The following is a 25,422-nucleotide window of genomic DNA, read 5'->3' as shown; positions in this document are numbered from 1 at the left end:
TGGCGGCCCGGACGTTCCCTCACGTAATATTTCGTGAATCGGACCGCCCATGGGGTAGGCCAGATCAGACGATAAGCTGCTCGATCCTGATCGGAAGATCGCGGATGCGTTTGCCAGTCGCATGGTAGACCGCGCTGGCAACGGCGGCCGCCGTGCCGACATTGCCCAGTTCTCCGAGGCCTTTGACGCCTGCCGGATTGACCTCGTGGTCAATCTCCGGAACCAGAATCACCTGGAGATCCTTGATGTCGGCATTGACCGGCACGAGGTAGTCCTGCAGATCTCTATTGACGTAGCGGGCATAGCGGCTGTCGACCTCGGTCGCCTCATGCAGCGCCTGGCCGATGCCCCAGATCATTCCGCCCATCAGCTGGCTGCGCGCCGTGCGCGTGTTCATGATGCGGCCGGCGGCAAAGGCCCCGACAATGCGCGGCACGCGGATTTCCCTGGTAAGGCGATTGATGCGAACTTCGACGAATTCCGCGCCGAATGCATATTTCACCGAATCCTCGTCCTGCTCGCCGCCGTGAAACTCCGGCTGGCCGGCATAGAGCTTCTTGAGCGCTTCGGGGCTCGCCCCCTTGGGCGCATACTCGGCATACTCCTCGATCGCCCCCACCCGCATGGCTTTCAAGACGTCCCCGACTTTTGCCGAAGCGCCGCCCTTGGCAATGATTTTGCCATCGAGGATATCCAGTTCCTCATTGTGGGCGCCGGCAAGCGGACCACCTTCGCCGATCGCCGCGGCAAACAGCTTCGTCCTGATCGCGTCGCAGGCCTTGAGCACCGCCGAACAGACGCTTGCCGTGGAGATAGACCCTCCCGACACGGGCGCCGGGGGCAAGGTGCTGTCGCCCATCTCGACGCTCACCCTGTCCATGGCGACACCGAGGCGCTCTGCTGCCATCTGGCCGGCGACCGTGCGCACGCCGGTGCCGATTTCATGCGAGCCGCTCTGGACGCGCACATCGCCGTCGACGGTCAGCCATACGCGCGCAGCGCAGGGAGCCGACGAGGTCGGATAGACTGCCGTCGCGCAACCCATGCCGATCAACCAGTCGCCGTCGTGCGTCGATCCGACCTTGGCGTCCCGTTTCGTCCAGCCGAACGCGTCCGCCGCCTGATCGTAGCATTGCATCAGCGAGCGGCTCGAGAACGGCTTTCTCCCAATCGGCTCGGCTTTTGGCTCGTTCACCCTCCGGAACTCCACCGGGTCCATGGCCAGGGCCACCGCCATCTCGTCCATGGCGTTCTCCAGCGCATAGACGTAAGGCGTCTCGGGAGGCGAACGCATGTAGCCGGGCGTGTTGCGGTCCGCCTGGACCAGCGACACGTGCGTAAGCACCGCGCCGTAATCATACATGCGGCCGGTCGCCGACGTTCCCCCGACCACGTAGGGATCGGGGCGCGATGTCACCTCCCAGCCCTCATGCGCGAAAGCGGTTATGCGGCCGTCCTTGTCTGCGCCCATGCGGATCCGGTGCCTGGTCTCGGCGCGATAGGTCTGTGTACCAAACGCCTGCATGCGGCTGACCACGCAACGCACCGGCCGGCCGAGACGCCTTGCCGCGACCGCGACGATCGCCGTGCGGGCCGTCATCGGTCCCTTCGAGCCGAATGCGCCGCCGATATATGGGCTGACAATGCGCACCTTCGCCGGATCGATCTTCAACTGCCTGGCAAGTTCGGCCTTCCAGCCGGTGACGTTCTGGGACGGCTCATGAATGGTGAGTTGATCGCCCTGCCACATTGCCGTCGTCGAAAACAGTTCGATCGGATTGTGGTGCTGCGTCGGTGTCGAATAGCGTGCATCGATCCTGACCGGAGCAGCGGCATAGGCAGCATCGAAATCGCCGACCTTGACGTCTTCCTTGAACATCGGGCTTTTGCCCGCGGCGGCAATGGTCGTTGCTCCAGGGCTGTCGAAGCCCGCACTCGGTTTCTCCTCGGCGTAGTCGGCGCGGATCAGCAGCGCAGCCTCCTCCGCCGCCTCGAAGGTCTCGGCGACCACCAAGGCAATGATCTGCCCATCGTGAAAGACTTTCCGGTCATGCAGCGGCGCGATCGAGGCGGCGGCGGTATTGCCGAATTTCGGCTTGTCCACCGCGTCCATGTCGCCATAGGTCACGATGTCGAGCACGCCCGGCACCGCTCGGGCATTGTCCAGGTGAAGTGCCGTCACCGTGCCCCTGGCGATACTGCTGGTGGCCAGCGCGCCATAGGCGACATTGGCCGCCGCGAGGTCCGCCGGATAACTCGCCTGGCCGGTCACCTTCAGCCGCCCGTCGATGCGCGGCAGCGGGACACCCATGTTCTCCTTGGGCTGCGGAGCGGCTGCGTTCATGATCACACCTTCATGTCACGGGTTTCGAGGAGCGCCCGCACCAGCGTCCGTTTGCCAAGCTCGATCTTGAACGCATTGTGGCCGCGCGGCCTGGCATCGGCGAAAGCCGTCTCCGCGGCCGCCCGCGCCATTGCCTCGTCCAGCATCTTGCCGTGCAGGACCGCTTCCGCTTCCCTCGCCCGCCACGGGACCGTGGCGACGCCGCCAAGGGCTATGCGTGCCTCGCGGACGCTGTTGCCGTCGAGGTCGAGAGCGACCGCCGCGGAAGCCAGGGCGAAGGCATAGGATTCGCGGTCACGAACCTTAAGGTAGCGGGAACGCCGGGTCCAAGGACCCGCGGGCACATCGATGGCGGTGATGATCTCGTCAGCGGCGAGGCCGGTCTCGACATGAGGGGTATCGCCGGGCAGGCGATGCAGGTTGGCGAACCGGATTTCGCGCGCGCCGCCAGAACCCTCGACATGGAGGTTGGCGTCAAGGGCAATCAGTGCCTGGGCGAAATCACCATGATAGGTGGCGATGCAGGCGTCACTGACGCCCAGCACCGCGTGTTGCCTATTGAAACCGTCCATTGCCGCGCAGCCCGAACCCGGCTGGCGCTTGTTGCAGGCCCATGAGATCTCCCTGAAATACTCGCACCGCGTCCGTTGCAGCACGTTGCCGGCAAGGCTGGCCATGTTGCGGAGTTGGCCGCTGGCTGCCAGCCTGAGGCTGTCGGCAATGACCGGATAGTGGAGCTTGACGTCTTTATCGTCAGCCGCCTCGCCCATCCGCACCAGCGCGCCGAAACGAACCCCTTCGGTGGTGACTCGGATTTGCCGAAGCGCCGGCTCGGAGAGACGATTGAGATCGAGCAGGCGGTTCGGCCGGGCAACGTCGAGCTTCATGTAGTCGGCCAGATTGGTGCCGCCAGCGATGAATTGCATGTCTGACTGGGTCGGCGGCCGATCCGGCGCGGCAAAGTTCGAAGCGAGGGCGATAGCCGCCGGGATGTTGGCCGGTTGCTCGAGAACGAAAGGACGCATGTCAGGCTCTCCCGGTTTCGTCGCGAGCCTGCACGATCGCGGCCACGATGTTGGGGTATGCGGCGCACCGGCAGATGTTGCCGCTCATGTATTCCCGGATATCGGCCTCGGAACCGGCGTGGCCTTCGTTGACACAGCCGATGGCCGACAGAATCTGGCCCGGCGTGCAATAGCCGCACTGGAAGGCGTCATGGTCGATAAAGGCCTGCTGCATCGGATGCAGGGCGCCGTCGCGCGAGGCGAGCCCCTCCACGGTCGTCACATCCTTGCCCTGCATCATCACCGCGAAGCTCAGGCAGGAGAGGACCCGTTTTCCGTCGACGAGCACGGTGCATGCACCGCATTGCCCATGGTCGCAGCCCTTTTTCGTCCCGGTCAGCCCAACGTGGTCACGCAAGGCGTCGAGCAGGCTGGTCCTGGTGTCGAGCGAAAGCTCGTAAGCTTGCCTGTTGATACGAAGCGAGGTGACGACCGGCTCCCGCAGCTTGGAACGGGACGCGGCCACTTCCTCCGCCTTGGCCTCAGGAGACAGGAGCGGTGCGACCGCAGCGGCCGAAACCGTGCCCGTCATGAAACGTCTCCGGCTGAGGCTAATTGGCTTTGGGACGAGGGTTTCGGACATGGCTCGCTCCTGGGCTGGCTTTCGCCGCTAACCTTTCACTCCGGGCATTGTTCCGAATGCAGTGCGACAAAACCCTGCCTGATCGCGAAAGAGTGATTTTGCTCCGGCATGGCGGTGAGGCGCGGCTAAACCCGATCGAAGCGGCCGCAACGAGGCTTCTTGGTGGAGGGTGGATCGATGAGGGGAAGGCTCGGACTCGCACCGGTGCCGCTGACCCTGGCGGCGGCCACTTGCCGGCATGCCGGCAAGCAAGAAGAACGACGGTCGAGGCGGCATCCTACTCCATGACATGTGGAGTGTGCCGCTTATCCTCCTTCGGATCGACGTCAATACGTGCCTTTTTCGGATCGAAGGCGCCATGACGCGCGATGGCCAGGGCCGCGGTATCCGGCGTCTCATACGCCCACATGAAGTCATCGGCCGAGCCGCCGACAGCATGAACACGCCAATAGCTCGCTGTTCCCTTCAACGGGCACTCGCTGGTGGTGTTGGTCTTCTCGAGGAGGTCGAAATAGATATCCTCGAAGGGGATATAGAAGACCGGCTCATGGCCCTCCTCCCGAAGAATTTTCGCACGGTCGCTTGCGGCGACTATCGCGTCGGAGAACCGGACCGTCACCGTGCCGAGGAATGGTTCTATGCTCATGCCGCCGATAGGGCGCCTGGAAATCGCTTCTGAACCTTGCATCTGAATTCTCCTTGGCCAGCGTCTTGATGGTTGGATGACATTTGTCTTCCACGCGTGAAGTCGAAATGCGCGGCAGTGGATTGAGGTTCCGGTCCCTCCGGAAATCCTGGCGTCCGCAGTCATCAGCCTAGCCGCGCCAGGGGAATGACCGGAGCCTCATCCGTCAGGCCAGCCACGCAAGCGGCAGCGGCGTATAGCAATAGGAAATCACGTTCATTTGGTCGCCGGGGCAGTTGGCTGATCGCCACCGGTCGTCGACTTCGGTCTGGCGTCCTGGTCGACTGGTGGGTTCTTGGTGACGGTGTCGGTGTTGGCCTTCGTCGGCTCGGTGTTGTTGTCACATGCGGTGAGCGCAAGACCCGTTGCCAGGATCAGAAAGGATAGGAACCTCGTCATCGCCATCTCCTCGAGTTGACACTCGACAAACGAGGTTCCGCGATTTTGGTTGCCGCCGTGGCCACCCCTTCCAAGGGGGAGCCGTTCCCTTCATCGATCGTTTCCGCGATGTATTCAGTAAGATCGCCCACCTCATCCTGGATGTCCTGCGCCGCGATCCCCTCATCTTGCGCATCCGCCACGCACTGATTTGCGAGTTCCTCCGCGGCATCGATGCCGGACATAGGGATAGGCTCGTCAACGACGTGTTCTTCGATCCAATCCGAAATGAAGTGGGCTGTTCGATTGACGATCAGGTCGGCGTCCTCGGACAACTCCGCTTCGCCCCTGAGCTTATCCCTGGTTGTCGTTCTCATCGGACACACCCGTTCACTTGACCAATTTCAAACGCCGATCGGCCGCAAAAGATGCAGGGAAGGAGGAAAATCGTGATCGGCCGCGCATCGGGAACGGGTGTCTTCATCCCGCGTTGTCAGCCACGCTTTGGACATCAGCGAACCCGGTAATGGCTTTGAAACCACAACGAGGCTCTCCGCCGAACGACAAGCAGCCCTCGCTGATCGATGAGGAAGCAGCCGGCCGCGCGGCCTCGACAACGAAGGACAGCAACGCCGCGGCAGAGCGGGAGCCAGGAAGCCGTGGGCGCGACGCCACGTGGCCATCTCAAATCACTGGGCTGGGGTGGAAGGACATCTTCTGGCGACTTTGGGAAGAGTTGAACAAGGACCGGGTTCTGCTGGTGGCTGCCGGCGCGACCTTCTATCTCCTGCTCGCCTTGTTTCCCGCCCTGGCAGCCTTCATCTCGATCTATGGCTTCGTCGCGGACCCGGTCACGGTCGCCGACCATGTCGCTTACCTCCAGGGATTGCTACCGCAGGGCGGGCTCGATCTTATCCGCGATCAGTTGCAGGCCTTGGCCCGCCAGAAAGCAGGCGCTCTCGGCACAGGCTTTTTCATAGGCCTGACAATCGCCCTCTGGAGCGCCAACAGCGGCATGAAGGCGCTCTTCGACGCGATGAACATCGCCTACGAAGAGCGTGAGAAACGTTCGTTCATTACCCTCAATCTGATGTCGATCCTGTTCACGGTCGGAGCCCTGCTCATCGGCATCGTGCTGCTGCTTACGGTGGGTGTTGTTCCGGCGCTGTTGCGCTTTTTCTACCTTGATGCCTGGACAGAAACCGTGGTTGCGGTATCCCGATGGCCCATCCTGGTGGTGTCGATCCTAACCGGCATTTCCTTGCTCTACCGCTTCGGGCCGAGCCGGGAACATGCTAAATGGCGATGTTGAGCTGGGGAGCGCTTGCGGCAACCGCGGCATGGATCATCGCGTCGTGGCTGTTCTCGTTCTACCTCCAGCATTTTGCCAACTATAACGCGACATACGGCTCGCTCGGTGCCGTGGTCGGCCTGATGATGTGGACATGGATTTCAGTCATCATCCTGATCGCCGGCGCCGCCATCAACGCGGAAATGGAACATCAGACAGCCTGTGACTCGACCACAGGCCCGGCGGTTCCCATGGGTGAGCGCGGCGCGGTCGTCGCCGACACATTGGGCAAGACTGCGGACTGATGAAACTTTCAGGTAGATGTCCCATCGTCACCTGCACGAGCGACAAGATTCGAGCCACTCTCACCAAGTGCGGCTATCGTCTATAAAACGGGAATGCTGGTACTCAGCGCCCCAGGTTGATGGGAGGGCGGTCCTATTGCCCAATCGGGCAGGCCAAAGAGGATGAGCAGCCACACACCGACTGGCTGAAGGGCGTCGCTGCCCATGGCGCTGGCGGGAAGTCAAAACAGGAACCTTTGCCAAGGCTTTGCCGTTGAAACCGCGTTCGCCACCGCGGACATCACCCTTCAGTCTGCTGAAAGCCAGTTCCGTGGATACGAAGCCTCAGAAAAGCGAGCCGGACCCGTCCGACGACAGGGCTGGACAAAGCAAGCGTCTCGCCAGCCAGCCAAGTTCGCGGCACGACAAATCGGACGATCGGCAAATGGACGACAGGCCGCAGAAATCGAACCTGCTGGGCTTTCCCAGGCGCCATCCCTATTGGACAGCGGCAATTGTCCTCCTGCTTCTGCTTGTTGCGATGAGTGTGGCGGTCTGGTGGCTGAATACGCGTCAGTATGAATCCACCGATGATGCCTTCATCGATGCCCGCACGGTAACGGTGAGCGCCGAGATTGCCGGGCGTATCACCGATGTGGCCGTCACCGACAACCAGCCGGTGCGCAAGGGTGACGTTCTCTTGCGCATCGACGACAGCGACTACCGGGCATCGCTCAGCCAAGCGGATGCCGGCGTAGCCGCCGCTCAGGCCGACATCACCAATGTGGCGGCCCAGATCGAGGCGCAAAATGCCAAGATCGACGCCGCCCAGAAGCAGGTGGCGCTGGCCCAGGCAGCGCTCGACTTCGCCAAGGCCGAAGACCAGCGCAATCGCGAATTGCTGACGAAGGGCACGGTGACGCAGCAGCAGGCGCAGCAGGCTGCATCGACCCTTCGACAGGACCAGGCAACCCTGGACAGCGCCGAGGCGGACGTGGCCGCGGCGAAGAGCCAGGTGACAGTGCTGCAGGCACAGACCAAAAGCGGCGAAGCCAAGCTTCACCAGGCACAGGCCAGCCGGGATCAAGCCCGCACGGCACTGACCCGTACCACTATTACAGCCCCTGTCGCCGGCCGCGCGACAAGCATTTCGGCCGCCATCGGCACCTACACCCAGCCGGGTCAGGTGCTCATGATGTTCGTTCCCAACGAAGTCTGGGTAAAGGCGAACTTCAAGGAAACCCAACTCGACAGGATGCGAACCGGACAGCCGGTCGACATCGATATCGACGCCTATCCGGACAAGACCTTTCATGGCCATGTCGACAGCCTGCAGGCCGGCAGCGGCACCGCCTTCAGTCTGCTGCCCGCCGAAAATGCCACCGGCAATTTCGTCAAGGTGGTGCAGCGTGTGCCGGTCAAGATCGTCTTCGACAACCCGCCCGATGTGCTGCTCGGCCCAGGCCTGTCGGTGGTGCCGACGGTCAAGGTGCGATGAGCCGCGACAACGCCAGCGACCAGGGCGAAAGCCGATCCGCGGCCGGTGAGCGCAATCCCTGGCTCATCGCCATCATTGTCTCCATTGCCACCTTCATGCTGGTGCTCGACACCTCGATCGCCAATGTGGCGCTGCGCAACATCGCCGGCAGCCTGGCTGCCGGCATGGATGAAAGTACCTGGGTCATCACCACCTATCTGGTCGCCAACTCCGTGATCATTCCAATCAGTGGGTGGCTGGCCAGCGTGATCGGCCGCAAGCGCTACTACATGCTTTGCGTCGCGACGTTTACCCTGGCATCGCTGCTGTGCGGGCTGGCGCCCAATCTCGAGATGCTCATCGTCTTCAGGATCCTGCAGGGCCTCGGCGGCGGCGGCATGGCGCCAAGCGAGCAATCCATCCTGGCCGACACCTTTCCGCCTGAAAAGCGCTCGCAGGCATTTGCCCTCTACGGCATCGCCGTCATCGTCGCGCCGACGGTCGGGCCGACCATCGGCGGCTGGCTGACCGACAATTTTTCGTGGCACTGGATCTTCTTCATCAACGTGCCGTTCGGCATCATGTCACTGGCGTTGGTGCAGTGGCTGCTGGTCGAACCGGAGGTACTCGAACGCGAACGCCAGCAGCGGCTGAAAGGAGGTCTCAGGATCGACTGGGTCGGATTCATCCTGGTGGCGACCGCGCTCGGCTGCCTCGAAATCTTTCTCGACGAGGGCCAGCGCAACGACTGGTTCGCGTCGAGCTTCATCACGACTTTCGCCATTATCTCGGCGATCTCCTTCGCCCTGCTGATCCCATGGGAATTCCGCCACCGCGATCCGATCGTCGACATGCGCCTGCTGTTCACCCGCCAGTTCGGTACATCCTTCCTGGTGATGATGGCGGTCGGTGCGGTGCTGTTCAGCACCACGCAGCTGATGCCCCAGCTGCAGCAGACCGCCTTCGACTACACGGCGACGCTATCGGGCCTGTCGATGATGCCGGGCGGCATCGCCATGCTGATGCTCATGCCGATTTCGGGATTTGCCGCCGGCATCGTCCAGCCAAAATACCTGATCATGGCGGGCATGGCGGTGGTGGCGATCGGCCTGTGGCATATGACTTCGCTTACGCCCGACGCCAGCTTCAGCTTCTTTGCCTTTGCCCGCATCTTCCTGATGATCGGATTGCCGTTCCTGTTTATCCCGATTTCGACCGCGGCATATGTCGGTCTGGCGCCGCAAAAGACCAACCAGGCCTCGGCCTTGATCAATGTTGCCCGCAATATCGGCGGCAGCATCGGCGTGTCGCTCTCCAACACTGTGATCGCCCAGAACGCACAACTCCATCAGGCGAACCTTGTCGGCCACACCGCGCAATCGTCGCCCGCCTACCAGCAGGTGGTACGGCAGGCGACCGAGCACTTCGTCGCCGAGGGTTCCTCGATGCTCCAGGCCAAGCAGCAGGCCATTGGCTGGATCGGGCAGTTGATCGCCCGCCAGGCTTCACTGCTCGCCTATATCGACGTCTTTCGTTACTGCGCGGTGGCAACGGCGCTGCTGGTTCCTCTCGCCCTTCTGCTGCGGTCTTCGCAAGGAAACCCGACCGGCAATAGCGGGGAGGCGTCTGGACCTCCTGGATGACAGGAACCGATCGCCGGCCGGTCCGCACCGCGAACCGCTCCAAGCGGAACGGATCGTCTTCTTGCCGGTTGTGAAGGAAAGGAGATTTCCCATGTCAGACGGTATCATGTGGCTAATCGTCGTCGCCGGCGGGCCAGCGTTGCTGGTCATACTGATTGCCTATGTCCTGGTAACCCGCCGTAACCGTGGTCCGGTTGAACGCAGGGAAAGCGACCGCGCTACCGATCAGCTCTATCGCGAGGACGATCGGCGATAGCTTGCGCATTGGCGGTGTAGGAGGTCGTCGCGGACATGCAACGACCTCCCCTTGGTCTCACCGCATCAAGCACCGCCTCAGGAACGCAAAGAGCCTGTTCCCGCTGATCGTTGCACGGACCCGAGCCGCGGCCCATCGGGCTTTCATGGTGGCACCGACGTGGCAATCACAGACAATGTCGTGGAGTTGCCAGTCGCTCAATTCGAAGAAGCGCTTTGCCTCGCCGTATGTGTCGTCCCCCAGCCCCGATGCACGCAAGATCGGGTCTTCGAAGGCAACCGCGAGTGCCGATCCTTCCCCACGTGCGATGGCCCGTGCTTCAGGACGCAAATGTTCCGTGCCGGTTAGCGCACCGAGGCATCGTTCGGGATTTTGCTCGAGAAGTTCAGCCCAACGCGCGATGCGTTCATTACGTGTCATTACCGAAAACGGCGCCAGCGGCTCAATCCTGGCGACGGTTTGGAGCTGGTCGAGTGTCTGATGTTTCATGGTCGGCTCCTGTCTGAGAGGGAGAAGCACCCACGCCTTCTGAAGAAATTATCGCCCGGCAGGGCTTCGACAAGACGGAGGTTTGACGAATTCGCCGCTGGCGACGAACTCCAAAATAATATCGCGGGCCAACAACCGTGATCAGCTCGCACTATCGCGCCGCCACTTCCTGGCAGAGCCTTCCAACTGAATGCTCGCACGATGCCGTGGCGTCAGAGTTCCAGCAGGGCATAGGGGCGGCCGTTCGGTTTGGCCACGTGCATGGCGACGTTGTAAACCTTGGCGCCGCCGGGCGTTTGGCCTTCATAGGAGCCGCGATGCGCGTGACCGTGCACAACGGCGCTGACCCTGAACCGATCGATCGTCTCGGCAAGGCGTGAAGAGCCAAGAAACGGAAATATCTCCAGCGGTTCTCCCTCGACGGTCTCAGCGATCGGCGCGTAGTGGAGGACCACGAGCGTCCGCTTCGCCCGTACCTGGCGCATCGCGTTTTCGAGGCGCATTGCCTCGTTGACACTTTCCGAGACCATCGCCTTGATCGCGGGTTCGCCGAAGGAGCCGAGCATGCGCGATCCGAAGCCACCGACGAACCCTTTCACGCCGACGAAGCCGACCTCCTCGATTTCGACCGCATGGCCATCGAGAAGGTGAACATGCGCCTGGCGCAGGATGTTTGCGACGTCGTCCACCGCGCCGGATTCGTAGTCGTGGTTGCCGAGCACCGCCACCACGGGGATCGAGCAGTTGCGCAGGTCCTCGGCGAGCATCTCCGCCTCACGAGGCTTGCCGAGATTGGTGAGATCTCCCGTCAGGACGAGAATCTCGGCTTCCCTCGATATCTCGCCGAAGAGATCGCGATACGAGGTTCGGGGATCTTCCCTGACATGCAAGTCCCCCATGGCAGCAACTCTGAGCGTCCCTGCGTTATCCTTCGGCGCGGCGTTCTCCAGGCGGTCAGGCATCACGAAAATCTCCCACGCCGCCGACGCCGGCGAAGCCCCATTCCTTGACATCGATCTCGTAGTCGGTTTGCGACAGCAGCCGCCCGCGGCAGATCTTCATCCTGGGGGACGGCAATTGCCGTTGCTTGGCGAGGCGGTCGAGGAGTTCATCGAGGAGCCATGCCGGGATGTGATCGCGCTCGCTTGGGTAAATCCATCTGAAGTTGATGAGCTGCATCAGCAGGACCTCCCAATGAACCTCCAGATAGGAAAGCAGCCGGTGCCAATCTATCTGGTCGTGTGCCTTGAGGATCGTGTGGGCGATATCGGCGCCGTCGTGCCGGCCCCTGTCTTGGATGAAGCATTTGGACCAGATGAGTTCGGTCGGGCCGATGATCCGTACACGGCTGCCCAGCAACTCGGTCTGTCTGGCGTGCTCCAGCCATCGATCGCCAACAGGCATCATGCCGTTGGCCGATCCGAAGATGACGTCGAAGAAATGCCTGCCCTTGAACACCTTGCCAAGCCACCGGTCGTCCACGATTTCGACGGCATATCCAAGCTCCTTGAAATGGGCGAGGATCCGCGCGTAGTCACCGGCCTTGCAGAAGATATCGAGATCCTTAGTCTGGCGAGTGACGCCGGTATAGGCGCTTACCGCATAGGTTCCAGCGACCAGAAAGGGAATGTCCGTGGCGGTGAGCTCGCGGACGGCTTCCATGTAGAACACCTCCGCCCCGGCGTGCTTAAGCGTCGGCGCCGCCTTTGCATTGATCAACGGGAGCGAAACCAGGACGTCTTCGCGTGATCGATCGGTGGTCATCAATGATGGCTCCTAGCCGCCAACCGACAAGTCGGCCGCTGGGACAACAACGTCGACCCCTCCATGGTTCCGCCTTGCGGGCGGGGTCCGTTTCGTCATGGAGCGATCTGTTCTGAGCGGCGGAGATTCCGCTGGGAACATGGCTTCAAACGCAATCGAACCCAGCCCGATGCCCTCGAGATGGATTCGATGGTGCTTAAACGCCGCAAAGCGCCCCAGCACAGCGCGGCAAGATCGATTTCCGCGACCTCGTCGCTGCGTGCCAGTCAGAGGAACGTGAGCCGCTTTCAGGGTCGATTGATTGCACGTCCGCCGTCGCGATCGATCTCGCCCGGCACGTATTCGCCTGCATTGGCATCGAAGCCGGTCCAGCCGTCGGCCTCGTACGATCTGCGGCGTTCGGCCAGGTCCACCGATCGGGATTGCCCCAAAATCTGCTCGGCATTCGGCACGAGTTCGTCCTCCACCTTGGCCGTCACCAAGGTACCGCCGCGGCGTACACCTTCCGCATAGACGTGCGCATCGCGCTCGGGCACGCCCGATTCCGTCAGAGCGCCAATGATGCCGCCGGCCGCTCCACCGGCCACGGCACCGGCAACCGCACCGGCGGCGGTGGCGGCGAGCCATCCGGCCGCGACCACCGGGCCAACACCCGGGATGGCCATGACGCCAAGTCCCGTGAGCAACCCCCCGGCGCCGCCGATCACGGCTCCGATTCCGGCACCGCTGCCAGCGTCTTCAGCAGCCTCGGAACGATTTGCGTCGTACCAGTCATCCGAGTTGTTGGCGACGATGCTGATGTTGGAATGCGGGACTCCCGTCGCCTCAAGCTCGCCGACCGCATCGGCCGCGTCGTCATAATTGTCGAACAGTCCAGTTACGGTTTTCATGTGATTTCTCCTGATCCACGCTCACTTGCTTGCGGCAACCACGTTGCCCTGGTAGTCGACGCCAACGTTGAGGTTTTCGCCTCCCTTGGCCGCCTGGCCGCGCCAGATGCCCTGATCGTCCTTGGTCAGCTTCGACACGTTCGAATATCCGGCGTTCTCGATACGGCTCTTGGCCTGGGCTTCGGTGAAGCTGTTTGCACCAGGAACGAGGGCGGCGGCGTTGGGAGTATTGTCGGTCTTCACCGCCGGCGTTGTCGCTCCCGTAACGGAATCTTGCCCGGCGGCGATCTTTTCGATCGCCTGCTGGTGCATCTTCAGTGTGCCGACCGTTTGCTGGGCAAAAGTCTTGAGCGCGGCGTTGTCACCCCCGCTGGCATAATCCTCGAACAGCTTGACGGCTTCGTCATGCGCCTTGCGCTGCGCGTCGACATAGGCCGGATCAATCGGCCCCTGCGCGTTCTTGAGCTTATCCAGATCGCCCTGATGCTGAGCGTCGAGCGCTGAGGGCACCTTCAGTTTTTGTTCGCCGGCGACCGCTTGCAGCTTGGTGTTGGCGGCGCCGTGGTCCCGGATCATCATCTGGGCAAAATCCTTGATGCGCTGGTCCTGGGCCTTGCCCAAGGCAATCTGACTCGAGTCCACTTCGAACTTGCCGCCGACGGCAGCCTTGTCGACAAAATCCTGGGCGCTGTCGGCCGCGAAGGCAGGCATTGCGAGAACCGTGGAAGCAACCGCGAGGGATGCGAGAAGGTGTCGTGTTTTCATCGGCTTTGTCCTTGTCGGTGAGCGAATTTGCGCTGCGTCCTAACAAGCCAAGATGCGCTTTGTTCCGCTCTCCAGGCCCCATGCCGCTAGACCCGGCAGCGCCAGAAAACCATGGGTGGAGACGAGCGGCTCAAGCGTCGTTATTCCAAATTCCAAACGCCAGGTGCACTGGAACAAATCGACTGTCGCGGCGTTAGAGGCCGTCCGCGGAAGGCTCCGTGGAGCAACAGGCGAAGGTCTTGGAGGGGCGGGTGCGTACAGGCCATTTCAGAAAACCGATCGTTATTCAACCTGGCCGCATAGACCGCGACAGGGTTGTGGTCTCTGTGTCCGATGCCGCCGAAGTGCTGCTGCGGGACTGGCCAAAGCCGACGTCGGAAAGGCGTCTTGCCGCGATCAGGGCCTGCCTTGCGGTGATGCGTGGCGAAAAGCCTCCAAGGGTTGCACGACAGGCGTTCATTGTTGCGGCCAAGGACGCCAGGATTCTGCTCGGCGATCAAATCTAATCGTTGGCGCTATGCGCACCACCGCTGCGGATTTGGCAGAGCCTGGTTCGAACGAGAGAGGTCAGTGCCAAGATGTCAATTCCTACACCGGCCTCTGCCAGAGGCGAGATCCAGGGGGGAGAGACGCAGGACAAAACGCCGGGCTTCGATCCTGCCGTTGCTCCGATGGAGACCGATGCCGAGGCGGCGGACACACAAAATCCGATCCCTACGGAGCCGCCACGTTCCCGCCGGCCGAAATTCGAAAATGACGCCAGCTTCGCCAATGCGATGCGGCCAGTCGAAGGCGAGCCGAAACCGCGGCCTCGCAGCAACTGGCCGCTGTTGGTCGTTGCAGCCGTCGTTTTGGTAGCGGCCGCGGTTTTTCTGGCGGCGAGCATGCTGCGGTGAAACGTCTACGAGAAAGCGCGGCGACGGCCTATTCGCGAAGATCGGGTGCGCTCTTCATGCCGGAAAGTTCGGTTATCGGACACAGCAGCCGCGGCCGCGCCGGGTTAGAAATGTCGAGCTTGTCCCAAGGGATGCGGTATAGGCCATCGCGGCGGCGCAGCCGAAAGAGATCGAGCACGGCCACGCCTATGGCCGAGGTCGAAAGACGCTCGAAAGCGGCGTAGACGCCGACATGGAATTCGGTAACGACAAAATCGTCGCCATCCGGTTCGGCGCGGATTTCCTCGATGTAGCCGATGCTCTTGCCCCGCTGCGACAGCAGGCGTCGCCCAGCCAGATGTTCAAGATTGACGATGGTCATCATCAAGCTCCCGGAATTCTACCGATGACATGATCGCGCAACCAGTCCTGCCAGGCGAAGATCGTCGTCCGACGCACATCGATATCGAACTCGATGTCGACGCCGATATCCTTCACCTTGTGCCAGGCGATCCGATGCGGCTCGCCATGGCGCTTGCCACCCAGCTTTGCCGCGAGTTGCGCCATCCATCGCCCCGGCCACGTGCCAAGGCGACGCGCCAAGGTGATGGAGCCGAGTTCGATCGCGACGATCCTTGGGGGCTTGCCCTGCCGCAATTCGGCCACCAGCCCATCGACCTTGCCGATTTTGACCTGGCGGCGGTCGACCACCTGCTTGTCCAGGAGATCACGCAGCAACTCCATCATGTGCCTCCGAATATCTGCAGCGGGATCGTCACCACGGCCAGCACAAAGCCGAGCGCGATGATGAAGATGACCGCGGCATTCGAGAGAATGCCGTTGCGATGCTCGCCGACGTAGCGTTCGTCGTTCAGCAGAAACAGGAATGGAACCACCGTCAACGGCAGGCTGGCCGCCGTCAGCGCCATGGAAAATATGGTGAGCCTCAACGGATCGACACCAAGCATGATCGGGATGGCCGCAAGCAACAACGATACCGTATACACGGCGCTGAAGCCTGGATTCTCGCGCGGCTTGCGGTCCTCGCCCCAGGTCCAGCCGAAACCTTGCGCTACGAGGTAAGCCTGCTGCAGCGCGACTTCGAGTGCAGCGCCGAAGCAGGCAATGGCGAGCGAGGCTACGAACAGGATGAAACCCCAGAAGCCGAATACCGGGATCAGCATCAACGGCATTTGGTGATAGTCATCGACCTGGTTGATGCCGTGCGTCGCCAGCACGAGAGCGGCCACGATCAACACGCCGATCGAAATAGTGCCGCCGAAGGTCATCCCCAGTCCCGCTATGGCTCGGTTGGCGCCGAGGTAGCTCTTGTCCCACTGGTCCTCGATAGCCCCCGAGGAATAGAACATGAACAGGTAGGGCGATATCGAGGCGCCGAGAATGCTGACCGCCATGAACCAGTAATTGGCGGTATCGTGGGCTGGCAGCGAAGGCACTGCGCCAGCCGCGACCGCCGTCCAATCGGGTTTCAGCATCACGGCCGCGACGACGAAACACAACGTCACCAAGCCGAGCATCGACACGCCTTTCTCGATGAAACCGAACGTGCCTTTCCAGAGCAGCAGCCATGCCAGAAAAGCCACCGGCAGAGCCCACCACTGGAAGCCTATGCCCGTGGCAAGTTCGAGTGCGATGGCAACGCCGCCGATCTCGGCGGAGAGCACCATGAGACTGAGCAGCAAGGTGGCAAGCAACGGCCACACAAAGACGTTGAAACCAAATCTCTCGCGGATGCCGTCGCAGATCGTGTGATGGCTCACCGCGGCGAACCGGCCGGCCATTTCCACCAGAAAGATGATGCAGATGGTGCCGAGGACCACGGCCCAGATCAACTGGAAACCGAAGGTTGCGCCCGCCTGCGCCGCCGTCGCCATCGATCCGACTTCGAGGAAGCCGCCAACGCTGGTAACCACGCCGAGCGATATCTCCACGAGCTTCTTCATGGCTTCGGCGCGAAATATCTGGCATAGGCGGTCGCCAGCGTGCGCGAGCCCCGTCGAAGATCCTGCTTTGCGTTTTGGACCTCCGCTCGATTGTCCGCCTGCAATCCCGCTTCGGCGCGAGCCACCGCGGCTGACAGATCCTTGACCGCTGCCGCCAAAGCAGATTGCTCGGCGGGTTCAGCCGTTCCGGCCGATCGGATTTGTGCCTCGGCGTCGGCCAGAGTCTTGCCGGTCGACCGCAGCGTGCCGGCTGTGTATGCGAACGGCGCCGCCCCATCCATCCAAGCATCGAGCATTACCGATACGGTCTGTGCCGCGGAGGCCGCCGTTTGTGATTGCTGCTCGATCTGGTCGGAGGACGAGCATCCCGCCAAGACGCTCGTGAGCAACAGCACGCACATACAACTCAGCCTGGGATAAGGGCCACTAAAGGTCAAAGCCGGCGTTTGGTGCGCCACGAGACTGGTCTCCCCGAGCCGATGGAAGTCGCGGTCGGCGTGAATTGATCTAGAGCGCCCGGTGTGCCGGTCAATCAAACGCCACCGCTCGGACAGGCGCCGACCGCGAGACATAAGGACCAACGACAGAGGCCCGCCGGCCACGAGACCCAATTCAAGCGGAACAAAGCATCGATTGTGGGATTGGAACACGGGAAGGTGGCGACCCGTCCTGATCATCGACGTGATGGACTGCTGCACAGAGGATTCGGCAATGCCTCGTCTCATAGTCTGGATAGCCATCGTGGCGGTCGTAATCATCGCGGCTTGGCTGTGGCTCGGCAGCCATAGAACGAGCAACGATAGCGGCAGCCAGCCCGCGCCCCACGCGATCGACCAGAACGGCTAGGTGTTCAATCCTGCTCTGTTGGGTCTGTAGGGTTCTCAATCCGGTATTCGTGAACCAGGCCAAGAACCTGATTTCTCACTGTCTCGCGCGCTTCGGGCTGAATGAAAAGCATCAGCCGGTCGACGGTTTCAACGACCGGCCGCGGCAGGTCCGCTACCGCGTCGGTGAGCTCACTGCCGTGTTCATACAGGTTGTCCGTCAGCTTCTTGTCCAGATCGGAAAGGATACCCATCACCAAGCTCCATAGCTTTGCTCTCCATCCTGATAATGGTCAGTCCAGCGGAGATGTTCCGAGAAGCACGCAAGCGCCCGGCGCCGTTTCGATATTCGAAGCGCGATGGCAGAGCCAGTCGGGAAACCAGCGACCAACCAGGCCGGGAGCAGAAGGAACGTCAGGCACAACACGGTGGAGGACAGACAACGCCCTCGGCTGAAATTAAAGACGGCGCCACTGGTAACCAAGTTGCGGCTGTTGGCGAGCCGAGAATCACTGCTGCCCCGGCATCTCGGTATTTTCCTTGGGGTCTTTCTTGACCCCTGCAGCCGGTGAGGTGTCCGCCGGAGCGTTGCCGCCCTGGTTCTGCTCAGGCGCTCGTTTCAGGGGCGAGGTGCGCCACCCCACATCGACGTAGAGAAAGCCGATCAGGAAACCGACGATGATGACAGCGGCTATCACCAGCGAGAGTAGTGCGTTGCGTCGTTCCATCCTGCGGCTCCCTTCGCCTGCCGAACAGCCACTGACGAAAATAGTTCCACAGCCAGGTGGCACCGAGGCCGGGCGCCGGCCGTCACCGCAGCCGCGAAGCAACGCAACGGGATCGAGCTCGGCCGGGTCGCGCCAGCGACGTGCGCCCTTGCTGTTGCGATCATATCGAAACCAGACGCGGCGTCACTTTGCAACTCATGCGCGTCTCACGATTCTCGCCGGCGTCACTACCCGGGCAAGCAACGGCAAAACCTAACCACCAGATGGCTTCGGTGATGCCGGCTGTGTCGGCTGCGTGCCTTGCTGGTCCCCGCCGGTGCTGGACTGCGGTGTCGGATTGGTATCCGTCGTTGGATTCTTGTTCACCGGCTGGCTGTTCATCGTATCCGTCTTGGATTTGACGGGGTCGGCATTGTTGTTGCACGCCGCCAGGGCGAGCAACGCCGATGCCGACCAAATCAACCACATCGCTTTCATACTGACTTTTCCTGGATGAGTTCGGGTGAAGCAACCTGCAAGGGACCTATTCGATCGAACCGGATGGAAAGCCCTTGTTTGACGGCACTTTTAGCCAGCAAATGATCCAGCTCGCTATCGTCGATGGGGCTGCGAACCAGCTGACGAATGGCCTTGCACGCCAACTCGGTCGAGACGAAGTCATATCTCCTGCTTCTGGCGGATACATATTGTTCGACCAGCATCTTCACGCGCCTGAGCGCGATTTCATCGGCATATTGCATTTTCGTTTCTCCTGCGCGCCGAACTGCCGAGTGTGTGGGTTGTTCCCAGCTGAACTCGAAACACGACCGCCAAGCTCATGAGAAAGCCCGCGCCTCCCGGCCGGGGAGCGCGCGGGCTGATCAGGCTGAGGGGAACCCGATCGCGCGGCGCCAAACAAGGGGAGCGACGACGCCGCACGACACCGAACCTGGATCGGCCTCAGTTGTTCCACTTCGTCATCTTCGCGTTGTTCGTGCCTGAACGCGCCAAGGGGGTCGACTGGCATGGCCCTTCGGCAGCCCGGCATTCGATCCGGTCCACGCGGAACAATCAGGGACCCCGCTGGTTCGGCCGGAACGAACTTCGGAGGACATGATGACCAACGCAAAGCTGGCCGTGGTGACGGGCGCATCGAGCGGCATCGGGAGGGAACTTGCCAAACTATGCGCCAAGGACGGCTATAACCTGGTCATAGCCGCCGACGAGCCCGCGGTCCAACAGGCGGCCGAGGCTCTGGCTTCGCATGATGTGACCGTTGAAGCCGTCGAGGCAGATCTGGCATCCGTCGAAGGCGTCGATCAACTCATTGCGCGGGTCGGCGATCGCGACATCGACCTTCTGTTCCTGAACGCCGGACGCGGCCTCGGCGACGGCTTTCTCGACCAGGACTGGCAGAAGGTTCGCCGGGTCATCGACACCAACATCACCGGCACGGTCTACCTTGCGCATGAGCTCGGCGCCAGGATGGCACGCCGCGGCCGTGGCCGAATTCTGTTCACCGGATCGATTGCCGGCTTCATGCCCGGCACTTTCCAGGCCGTCTACAACGGCACCAAGGCGTTCATCGATTCCTTCTCGATCGCGCTGCGCCATGAGATGCGGGACACCGGCGTCACAGTCACGGTGCTGATGCCCGGGGCGACGCAGACGCGGTTCTTCGAACGCGCCGAAATGATGGATACCAAGGTCGGCACCGACGAGAAGGACGATCCGGCAGATGTCGCCAGAACCGGTTATGAGGCGATGATGGCGGGAGAGGAACAAGTGATCAGCGGCTGGAAGAACAAGCTGCAGGTCGCCGCCGCGCATATCACTCCGGCAGGTACGCTGGCCGAACAGCATCGCAAAATGGCCGAGCCGGGTTCAGCGTCCAGGGACTGATCTCTTCCTGTCTGCGGACGCAGACCCTTTGCGAGTATCGCAAGGTAATCGTCGGTGGCGCCCACTTCGGCTGAATGAAAGCTGCATTTGCCGATACCTCAAAATAGTCAACGCAGGAGCAACAGGATGAAAGCCCTCACATGGCACGGCAAAGGCGATATACGCTGCGATCAGGTGCAGGATCCGGCCATCGAGGATGACCGTGACGTCATCATCAAGGTCACCTGCTGCGCCATTTGCGGCTCGGACCTGCATCTGATGGACGGCTACATGCCGACCATGGAATCGGGCGACGTGCTTGGACACGAGACCATGGGAGAGGTCGTGGAGGTCGGCCGCGGTCATTCCAAGTTCAAGAAGGGCGACCGCATCGTGGTGCCGTTCAACATTTCGTGCGGCGAATGCTGGTTTTGCCAGAAGGGGCTGTTCTCGCTTTGCGACCGGTCCAATCCCAATGCCAAGCAAGCGGCCGAGGTGATGGGACAATCGCCGGCCGGCCTGTTCGGCTATTCGCATCTGGTTGGCGGCTATTGGGGCGGCCAGGCCGAATATCTGCGCGTACCATTCGCCGATGTCGGCCCGATCAAGGTGCCGGAAGGCATGGATGACGAGCAGGTGCTGTTTCTTTCCGACATCTTTCCGACCGGCTACATGGCAGCGGAAAACGCCGGCATCGAGCCCGGCGACACGGTCGCGATCTGGGGCTGCGGTCCGGTTGGCCAGTTCGCCATCCAGAGCGCATGGATGCTCGGCGCCGGTCGCGTCATCGCGATCGACAAGGTTCCGGAACGACTGGCCATGGCTCGCGAACATGGCAAGGCCGAGACACTCGATTTCAGCAATTCAAATATCTACGACGCCCTGATGGCGATGACCGATGGCCGAGGGCCGGATCGCTGCATCGATTGCGTGGGTACCGAAGCCGATGCCGGCGCCAGTGCAGACTCCATGCTCGACAAGGTCAAGGCGGCTGCCTTCCTCGGCACCGACAGGCCACATGTGCTGCGCGAAGCAATCTACTGTTGCCGCAAGGGCGGCACCATTTCGATCCCCGGCGTGTATATCGGCCTCGTCGATCATATCCCCTTTGGCGCCGCGATGAACAAGGGCCTGACGTTCCGTATGGGCCAGACCCACACGCAGCGGTATCTCGAACCGCTTTTGGCCAAGGTCCAGACCGGCGAGATCGACCCGTCCTTCGTGATCACGCACAGGGCCGGCCTTGAAGCCGGGCCCGATCTCTACAAGACGTTTCGCGACAAGCAGGACGGCTGCATCAAGGTGGTCATGCGGCCGCATGGGTGAGCCGTTCATCGGCACGAGAACCGTTTCGTCTTCGCTCGTGCCTTCCCCTTCATGGCGCCGTCGCGGTCGCGGAACTTTCAATCGTGCCGATGATTGAAATCGTTTCGTGCAAGGAAAGGAACCATCATGGCCAAGGAAGATTCTGCCTCGAAACCCGCCGTCCGGTCACCCAACGCCGAGGGCCTGCCGCACCCAAGGAGGGATGCCAGCGACACGGATGCCGGTGCAAAACCGCTGACGCCAAAGACCGCGGGCGCGTCGCGCCCGTCAAGCGTTCCATTGGACAATCCGGTCGCCAACCGAAATGCCGGTCGGCCGCGCCAGGCGAGCACCACGCCCCGGCCCACCGACAAGCCGCTGGATTGATCGCGACAGGCTAGCTCTTTGGATCACGGTTTCTTGGCGCGAAGCGATGCCAAGTCGGCCACGGCAGTGAGGATGGCCGCTTCGCTTGCGGGTTTTGCCACGAATTTGCAGTTTCGGAACCGGGCGGGAAGATCGCCCCGCCCATATCCCGTTACGAACGCGAAAGGAGTGCCGCGAGTCAGCAATATCTCTGCGATCGGCAGGCTCGTTTCGGCGTTCAGTTGAACGTCCAGCAACGCCATGTCGACCTTATCGGCCTCGACCAGCCGAAGTGCTGCGGCAACGGACGAAACAGGCCCGACCACGGGATAGCCCGCCGCTCGCAGATCAGACGCGACGTCCTCCGCGATCAGCCACTCGTCCTCAACCACCAGAACGCGCGGTCTGTCGCTCACGGCGCGTCCTTGTGGTTTGCCGAAAAAGCGATCTGGACCTCAAGACCTTCCTTGTGGAAGGAGGTGTCGACCTGGCCCCCGAGCCTGTAGCCGATTTCCCCCTTCAACAGGTTCAGGCCAAAGCCGTTGTTCAACGGCTCCTTGACCGGAGGGCCGTCCTTTTCGCGCCAGCCAAGCGTGAAATTATCGCCGTCCATCGCCCATCTGACACCAATCCTGCCTCGAGGCTTGGACAGGGCGCCATACTTGGCCGCGTTGGTTGCCAGTTCATGGATGGCCATACTGAGGGAAAGCCCCTGTTGCGGGCCGAGTCTAACGTCGTCGCCATCGAGTTCGATCCGTTCGATGCCGAACGGCTCGAGTTCCTGGTGGAGCAGTTCCTTGACCGAAGCTTCTTTCCACCTCTCGCGGGTCAGCAATCCGTAGGCCCGGGACATGGCATGCAGCCGGCCGATCAAGGCCTCCGCGAACTCTTCTTTCGTATCCGAACTGTCCCGCGTCCGGTTGGCGATGCTGGCGATCACCGCCAGCATGTTCTTGACGCGATGGTTGAGCTCCGAGATGAGCACCTGCTGATGCTCTTCCGCCCGCGCCAGGGTGGTGACGTCGACCAGTGTCACCACGACGCCCTGTATCCTGTTGCCCTTGTCCCGATAGGGATTGATGCGGACCATGTGAAACAGGCCCCTGGAATCGCGCGCAAGATGGTGGTTCAGGGTCTCGCCGGTCTCGAACACCTTGTCGATGTGCTGCTTCAACTCGGGATAATCGAGTTGGCTCGACAGATCCGTCAGCGGTCGGCCGACGTCGGAGGGGCGCAGACTGAAGAAGGATGAGGCCGCCGGCGTGAAGGTCCGCACCACAAGACTGCGGTCGAGAAAAATGGTCGCGATGTCGGTGCTTTCGAACAGATTGCGCAGATCGCTGTTGGCGTGATCGAGCTCTTCTATCTTGCTGGTCAACTCCGCGTTGATCGTGTTGAGCTCTTCGTTGAGCGACTGCATCTCTTCCTTGGACGCTTCAAGTTCCTCGTTGGTGGATTGCGCCTCTTCGTTGACGGAGACGAGTTCCTCGTTCGACGATTTCACCTCTTCGAGGGCCGTCTCGTATTCCTCTATGGTGGATTGAAGGCGCTCTCTTGTGTCGCGCAGTTCCCGCTCAAGATCGGCGGTGCTGTCGCTGTCACGGCCGCCACCGTCCTCATCGGATCGGGCCTGGGTCGGGCCCGACGGCTCGAAGAGGACAAGGTAAAGCGGCTCACCATTGCCCCTCTCGGCCAGGGGTTCGATGGTCAGCCTGATCGGTTGGACGCGTTCGTCGTCTTCCTCGACGGCGAGATTGTCCCGCACAACAGTGCGGCGTGTCGTCGTCGCCTCCCTCAATGCGGCGCGCAGGTCCAGGCGAAGCCCGCGGCGCGCCATCGTCAGCAACTGCCGGCTGGGGATGCCTTGCGGCGCTTCGAGGTATCTTCCGGTCCTCGCCGAATAGTAGACGACGTCGCCTTCGGCGTTGACGAGGACATGCGGCGGCGCGAACCGCTCCAGCACCTGCGCCTCGACAGCCTGGCGCAGCGGATAGCCGACCGTGCCCTTCTTCAAGCCGGCGGTTTCGGCGGGAAAGACGCCGGAATGGACATCCCCGATCAGCGCCGGCAGCCTGATATGTGGCGAGGCATGCTCCCGTGCTTGGAAGAGGCGATGTTTCTTGTCGACGGTGGCGAACAGATTTTCGTGCTGCCCGACGCTTTCGGACGTGCCGAGGAAAAGATAGCCACCCGGCTTCAGCGAATAGTGGAAGACAGGAAGAACGCGGCTTTGAATGGCTGGGCCGAAATAGATCAGCAGATTGCGGCACGAAACCAGATCCATGCGCGAGAAGGGCGGATCGCGGATGACGCTGTGCGGCGAGAAGATGCACAGTTCCCGGATCTCGTTGCTGATGACGTAGCTTTCGCCATCGCCGTTGAAAAACCGCTGTTTGCGCTCCGGGGAAAGACCCTGCATCAAGGCCTCGGGATAGCGTGCGGCGCGCGCCACGGCCAGGGCCGGCTCGTCTATGTCGGTGGCGAATATCTGGACGCGCGGAACGGCTGAAAGCGTTTCCATGTGTTCACGCAGCAGGATGCCGATGGAGAACACCTCCTCGCCGGTGGCGCAGCCGGGAACCCAGACCCTGACCGTATCGGTCGCGGTCTTGCCCTCGAACAGCCGCGGGATGATCTTTTGCTCCAGCAATTCGAAGGCATCGGGATCGCGGAAGAAGTTGGTGACATTGATCAGCAGATCGCGAAACAGGTTCATCACCTCGCGAGGGTCCTTCTTCAGCCAGTCGATATAGCCATTGATGGACTGTATCTGGGCGATCTGCATGCGCCGCTTGATGCGGCGCAGGAATGTCTTGGTCTTATAGCCTGAAAAGTCGTGGCCGGAGTGGCTGCGCAAAATGCCGTATATCTGTTCGCGGACCTTATCTATGTCGGCCGCATGGTCGTCCTCTTCGTTCGTCAGCCCGTCCAGCGTGTCGAAGCCCCTGGCGTAAGCCTCGAGCTTCGCCCCAATCTCCTCGGCGGGCACGGCAACATCGATGAGCCCGCTGGCAATGGCGCTCTGCGGCATGTCGGGATTGCGCGGACCATAGCCGTCCGGCGCTTGCGCGACGGTGAGCCCGCCCCGCTCCTTGATCGCCTTCACGCCCAGGGTGCCATCGGAATCACCGCCCGACAGAATCACGCCGACCGAGTATTCGCCCTGGTCGTCGGCCAGTGCGCTGAAGAAGATATCGACAGGTTTGCGCTCTTGGGTAAGCCCATTGGGGCGCCGCAGGTGCAGCACGCCATTCTCGATGACCAGAGTGACGTTTTCCGGCATCACATAGACGTGGTCGGGTTCGACGGCCACGCCGTCCTCGACCACCACGACAGGCATCTCGGTGTAGCGGTCGATGACCTCGTGAAGCAGGCTGTTGCGCTTGGGACTGAGGTGCGTGATGATCACGAACGCCATGCCGGGCCGGTCGGTGATGCCCTTGAAAAGCCCTTCCATTGCGGGAATGCCACCAGCGGACGCACCGATGCCGACGATGGGGAACTTGATTGATCGGGCTGTCACGGCTTGTCCCCCTTTCGCCCGACCGACATGAAGCCTCTCAACGTCGGATCGGACAGGACACAAC

29 protein-coding genes and 1 pseudogene are annotated in these 25,422 nt (G+C 61.8%); 9 read left to right on the top strand and 21 right to left on the bottom strand.

Features of this window, described 5'->3' with window-relative positions; translation table 11 throughout:
• Positions 1-64 precede the first annotated feature (64 nt).
• From FJ943_RS20560 to FJ943_RS20535, 6 genes are all read right to left on the bottom strand, one after another.
• Positions 65-2,344 carry a xanthine dehydrogenase family protein molybdopterin-binding subunit gene (locus tag FJ943_RS20560; RefSeq protein WP_140724299.1) on the bottom strand — a complete coding sequence of 760 codons (2,280 nt, stop codon included), beginning with the start codon at positions 2,342-2,344 and terminating at the stop codon, positions 65-67.
• Positions 2,345-2,346: 2 nt separating this feature from the next.
• Complete coding sequence (locus tag FJ943_RS20555; RefSeq protein ID WP_140724296.1) at positions 2,347-3,369, bottom strand: xanthine dehydrogenase family protein subunit M; 1,023 nt, start codon at positions 3,367-3,369, stop codon at positions 2,347-2,349.
• 1 nt (position 3,370) lies between these two features.
• Positions 3,371-3,991 (bottom strand): (2Fe-2S)-binding protein, encoded by a 621-nt coding sequence (locus FJ943_RS20550; RefSeq protein WP_015319114.1) that lies wholly within the window; start codon positions 3,989-3,991, stop codon positions 3,371-3,373.
• 277 nt (positions 3,992-4,268) lie between these two features.
• The gene (locus FJ943_RS20545; RefSeq protein WP_015319115.1) at positions 4,269-4,679 is read right to left on the bottom strand and encodes a DUF427 domain-containing protein; all 411 of its coding nucleotides are present in this window, start codon (positions 4,677-4,679) and stop codon (positions 4,269-4,271) included.
• 213 nt (positions 4,680-4,892) lie between these two features.
• Entirely contained in the window at positions 4,893-5,075 is a 183-nt protein-coding gene (locus FJ943_RS20540) for a hypothetical protein (protein ID WP_015319116.1), read from the bottom strand.
• Positions 5,072-5,431 carry a DUF768 domain-containing protein gene (locus FJ943_RS20535; RefSeq protein ID WP_015319117.1) on the bottom strand — a complete coding sequence of 120 codons (360 nt, stop codon included), beginning with the start codon at positions 5,429-5,431 and terminating at the stop codon, positions 5,072-5,074. Before FJ943_RS20535 ends, FJ943_RS20540 begins: the two co-directional genes overlap by 4 nt.
• A gap of 149 nt (positions 5,432-5,580) precedes the next feature.
• On the opposite strand from FJ943_RS20535, the pseudogene FJ943_RS20530 reads away from it, so the two are divergent.
• The 4 genes and pseudogenes from FJ943_RS20530 (at position 5,581) to FJ943_RS29695 (ending at position 10,005) form a co-directional block, all read left to right on the top strand.
• Positions 5,581-6,522: pseudogene (locus FJ943_RS20530) on the top strand (YihY/virulence factor BrkB family protein).
• Between the two features lie 552 nt (positions 6,523-7,074).
• The gene (locus FJ943_RS20525) at positions 7,075-8,127 is read left to right on the top strand and encodes an HlyD family secretion protein (RefSeq protein WP_140715351.1); all 1,053 of its coding nucleotides are present in this window, start codon (positions 7,075-7,077) and stop codon (positions 8,125-8,127) included.
• A complete protein-coding gene (locus tag FJ943_RS20520) occupies positions 8,124-9,749 on the top strand; it encodes a DHA2 family efflux MFS transporter permease subunit (RefSeq protein WP_015319120.1) in 1,626 nt (541 codons plus the stop codon). Before FJ943_RS20525 ends, FJ943_RS20520 begins: the two co-directional genes overlap by 4 nt.
• A gap of 91 nt (positions 9,750-9,840) precedes the next feature.
• Positions 9,841-10,005 carry a hypothetical protein gene (locus tag FJ943_RS29695; RefSeq protein ID WP_015319121.1) on the top strand — a complete coding sequence of 55 codons (165 nt, stop codon included), beginning with the start codon at positions 9,841-9,843 and terminating at the stop codon, positions 10,003-10,005.
• 57 nt (positions 10,006-10,062) lie between these two features.
• Here the strand turns inward: FJ943_RS29695 and FJ943_RS20515 are convergent, their stop codons facing one another.
• The 5 genes from FJ943_RS20515 to FJ943_RS20495 all read right to left on the bottom strand — a co-directional run bounded on the left by FJ943_RS20515 (position 10,063) and on the right by FJ943_RS20495 (position 13,913).
• The gene (locus FJ943_RS20515; RefSeq protein ID WP_023771244.1) at positions 10,063-10,494 is read right to left on the bottom strand and encodes a hypothetical protein; all 432 of its coding nucleotides are present in this window, start codon (positions 10,492-10,494) and stop codon (positions 10,063-10,065) included.
• Positions 10,495-10,706: 212 nt separating this feature from the next.
• Complete coding sequence (locus FJ943_RS20510) at positions 10,707-11,456, bottom strand: metallophosphoesterase (protein ID WP_140724293.1); 750 nt, start codon at positions 11,454-11,456, stop codon at positions 10,707-10,709.
• The gene (locus FJ943_RS20505; protein WP_015319124.1) at positions 11,449-12,258 is read right to left on the bottom strand and encodes a hypothetical protein; all 810 of its coding nucleotides are present in this window, start codon (positions 12,256-12,258) and stop codon (positions 11,449-11,451) included. Before FJ943_RS20505 ends, FJ943_RS20510 begins: the two co-directional genes overlap by 8 nt.
• A 287-nt stretch (positions 12,259-12,545) precedes the next feature.
• The gene (locus FJ943_RS20500) at positions 12,546-13,148 is read right to left on the bottom strand and encodes a general stress protein (protein ID WP_015319125.1); all 603 of its coding nucleotides are present in this window, start codon (positions 13,146-13,148) and stop codon (positions 12,546-12,548) included.
• Between the two features lie 21 nt (positions 13,149-13,169).
• Positions 13,170-13,913 (bottom strand): DUF4142 domain-containing protein, encoded by a 744-nt coding sequence (locus tag FJ943_RS20495; protein ID WP_015319126.1) that lies wholly within the window; start codon positions 13,911-13,913, stop codon positions 13,170-13,172.
• 218 nt (positions 13,914-14,131) lie between these two features.
• Here FJ943_RS20495 and FJ943_RS20490 point away from each other — a divergent pair, with 218 nt between their 5' ends.
• Positions 14,132-14,419 (top strand): DUF982 domain-containing protein, encoded by a 288-nt coding sequence (locus FJ943_RS20490; protein WP_224595357.1) that lies wholly within the window; start codon positions 14,132-14,134, stop codon positions 14,417-14,419.
• Positions 14,420-14,491: 72 nt separating this feature from the next.
• The gene (locus FJ943_RS20485) at positions 14,492-14,809 is read left to right on the top strand and encodes a hypothetical protein (protein WP_140715508.1); all 318 of its coding nucleotides are present in this window, start codon (positions 14,492-14,494) and stop codon (positions 14,807-14,809) included.
• Positions 14,810-14,837: 28 nt separating this feature from the next.
• Here FJ943_RS20485 and FJ943_RS20480 read toward each other — a convergent pair whose 3' ends face one another.
• The 8 genes from FJ943_RS20480 to FJ943_RS20445 all read right to left on the bottom strand — a co-directional run bounded on the left by FJ943_RS20480 (position 14,838) and on the right by FJ943_RS20445 (position 19,044).
• Entirely contained in the window at positions 14,838-15,170 is a 333-nt protein-coding gene (locus FJ943_RS20480; protein ID WP_140724290.1) for a hypothetical protein, read from the bottom strand.
• 2 nt (positions 15,171-15,172) lie between these two features.
• Positions 15,173-15,532, bottom strand: a complete 360-nt coding sequence (locus FJ943_RS20475; protein WP_015319130.1) for a hypothetical protein — start codon at positions 15,530-15,532, stop codon at positions 15,173-15,175.
• Positions 15,532-16,752 (bottom strand): divalent metal cation transporter, encoded by a 1,221-nt coding sequence (locus tag FJ943_RS20470; RefSeq protein WP_140724288.1) that lies wholly within the window; start codon positions 16,750-16,752, stop codon positions 15,532-15,534. Before FJ943_RS20470 ends, FJ943_RS20475 begins: the two co-directional genes overlap by 1 nt.
• A complete protein-coding gene (locus FJ943_RS20465) occupies positions 16,749-17,153 on the bottom strand; it encodes a hypothetical protein (protein ID WP_140715510.1) in 405 nt (134 codons plus the stop codon). Before FJ943_RS20465 ends, FJ943_RS20470 begins: the two co-directional genes overlap by 4 nt.
• A 449-nt stretch (positions 17,154-17,602) precedes the next feature.
• On the bottom strand, positions 17,603-17,830 hold the full coding sequence (locus FJ943_RS20460; protein WP_181174592.1) for a hypothetical protein: 228 nt from the start codon (positions 17,828-17,830) through the stop codon (positions 17,603-17,605).
• 255 nt (positions 17,831-18,085) lie between these two features.
• Positions 18,086-18,304, bottom strand: a complete 219-nt coding sequence (locus tag FJ943_RS20455; RefSeq protein ID WP_015319134.1) for a hypothetical protein — start codon at positions 18,302-18,304, stop codon at positions 18,086-18,088.
• A 252-nt stretch (positions 18,305-18,556) separates the two neighbouring features.
• Positions 18,557-18,781 (bottom strand): hypothetical protein, encoded by a 225-nt coding sequence (locus FJ943_RS20450; RefSeq protein ID WP_015319135.1) that lies wholly within the window; start codon positions 18,779-18,781, stop codon positions 18,557-18,559.
• Positions 18,778-19,044, bottom strand: a complete 267-nt coding sequence (locus tag FJ943_RS20445) for a hypothetical protein (RefSeq protein ID WP_015319136.1) — start codon at positions 19,042-19,044, stop codon at positions 18,778-18,780. The genes FJ943_RS20450 and FJ943_RS20445 overlap by 4 nt, the downstream gene beginning before the upstream one ends.
• A gap of 355 nt (positions 19,045-19,399) precedes the next feature.
• On the opposite strand from FJ943_RS20445, the gene FJ943_RS20440 reads away from it, so the two are divergent.
• The 3 genes from FJ943_RS20440 to FJ943_RS20430 all read left to right on the top strand — a co-directional run bounded on the left by FJ943_RS20440 (position 19,400) and on the right by FJ943_RS20430 (position 21,856).
• Positions 19,400-20,185, top strand: a complete 786-nt coding sequence (locus tag FJ943_RS20440; RefSeq protein ID WP_140715363.1) for an SDR family NAD(P)-dependent oxidoreductase — start codon at positions 19,400-19,402, stop codon at positions 20,183-20,185.
• A gap of 126 nt (positions 20,186-20,311) precedes the next feature.
• Complete coding sequence (locus FJ943_RS20435) at positions 20,312-21,490, top strand: zinc-dependent alcohol dehydrogenase (protein ID WP_140617532.1); 1,179 nt, start codon at positions 20,312-20,314, stop codon at positions 21,488-21,490.
• Between the two features lie 126 nt (positions 21,491-21,616).
• Positions 21,617-21,856 carry a hypothetical protein gene (locus FJ943_RS20430; protein WP_015319139.1) on the top strand — a complete coding sequence of 80 codons (240 nt, stop codon included), beginning with the start codon at positions 21,617-21,619 and terminating at the stop codon, positions 21,854-21,856.
• 23 nt (positions 21,857-21,879) lie between these two features.
• On the opposite strand, the gene FJ943_RS20425 is transcribed toward FJ943_RS20430, so the two are convergent.
• Together FJ943_RS20425 and FJ943_RS20420 are read right to left on the bottom strand one after the other, a co-directional pair.
• Positions 21,880-22,251, bottom strand: a complete 372-nt coding sequence (locus FJ943_RS20425) for a response regulator (RefSeq protein ID WP_015319140.1) — start codon at positions 22,249-22,251, stop codon at positions 21,880-21,882.
• Positions 22,248-25,358: a CheR family methyltransferase gene (locus FJ943_RS20420; RefSeq protein ID WP_140724282.1), complete on the bottom strand. Its 3,111-nt coding sequence runs from the start codon at positions 25,356-25,358 to the stop codon at positions 22,248-22,250. Before FJ943_RS20420 ends, FJ943_RS20425 begins: the two co-directional genes overlap by 4 nt.
• Positions 25,359-25,422: the final 64 nt, after the last annotated feature.

Origin of the sequence: Mesorhizobium sp. B2-3-10, from assembly GCF_006442275.1 — a bacterium.
Classification (GTDB): Bacteria; Pseudomonadota; Alphaproteobacteria; order Rhizobiales; family Rhizobiaceae; genus Mesorhizobium; species Mesorhizobium australicum.
Note: the sequence above shows the minus strand (reverse complement) of the source record. Positions and strands in the feature narration are given on the sequence as shown.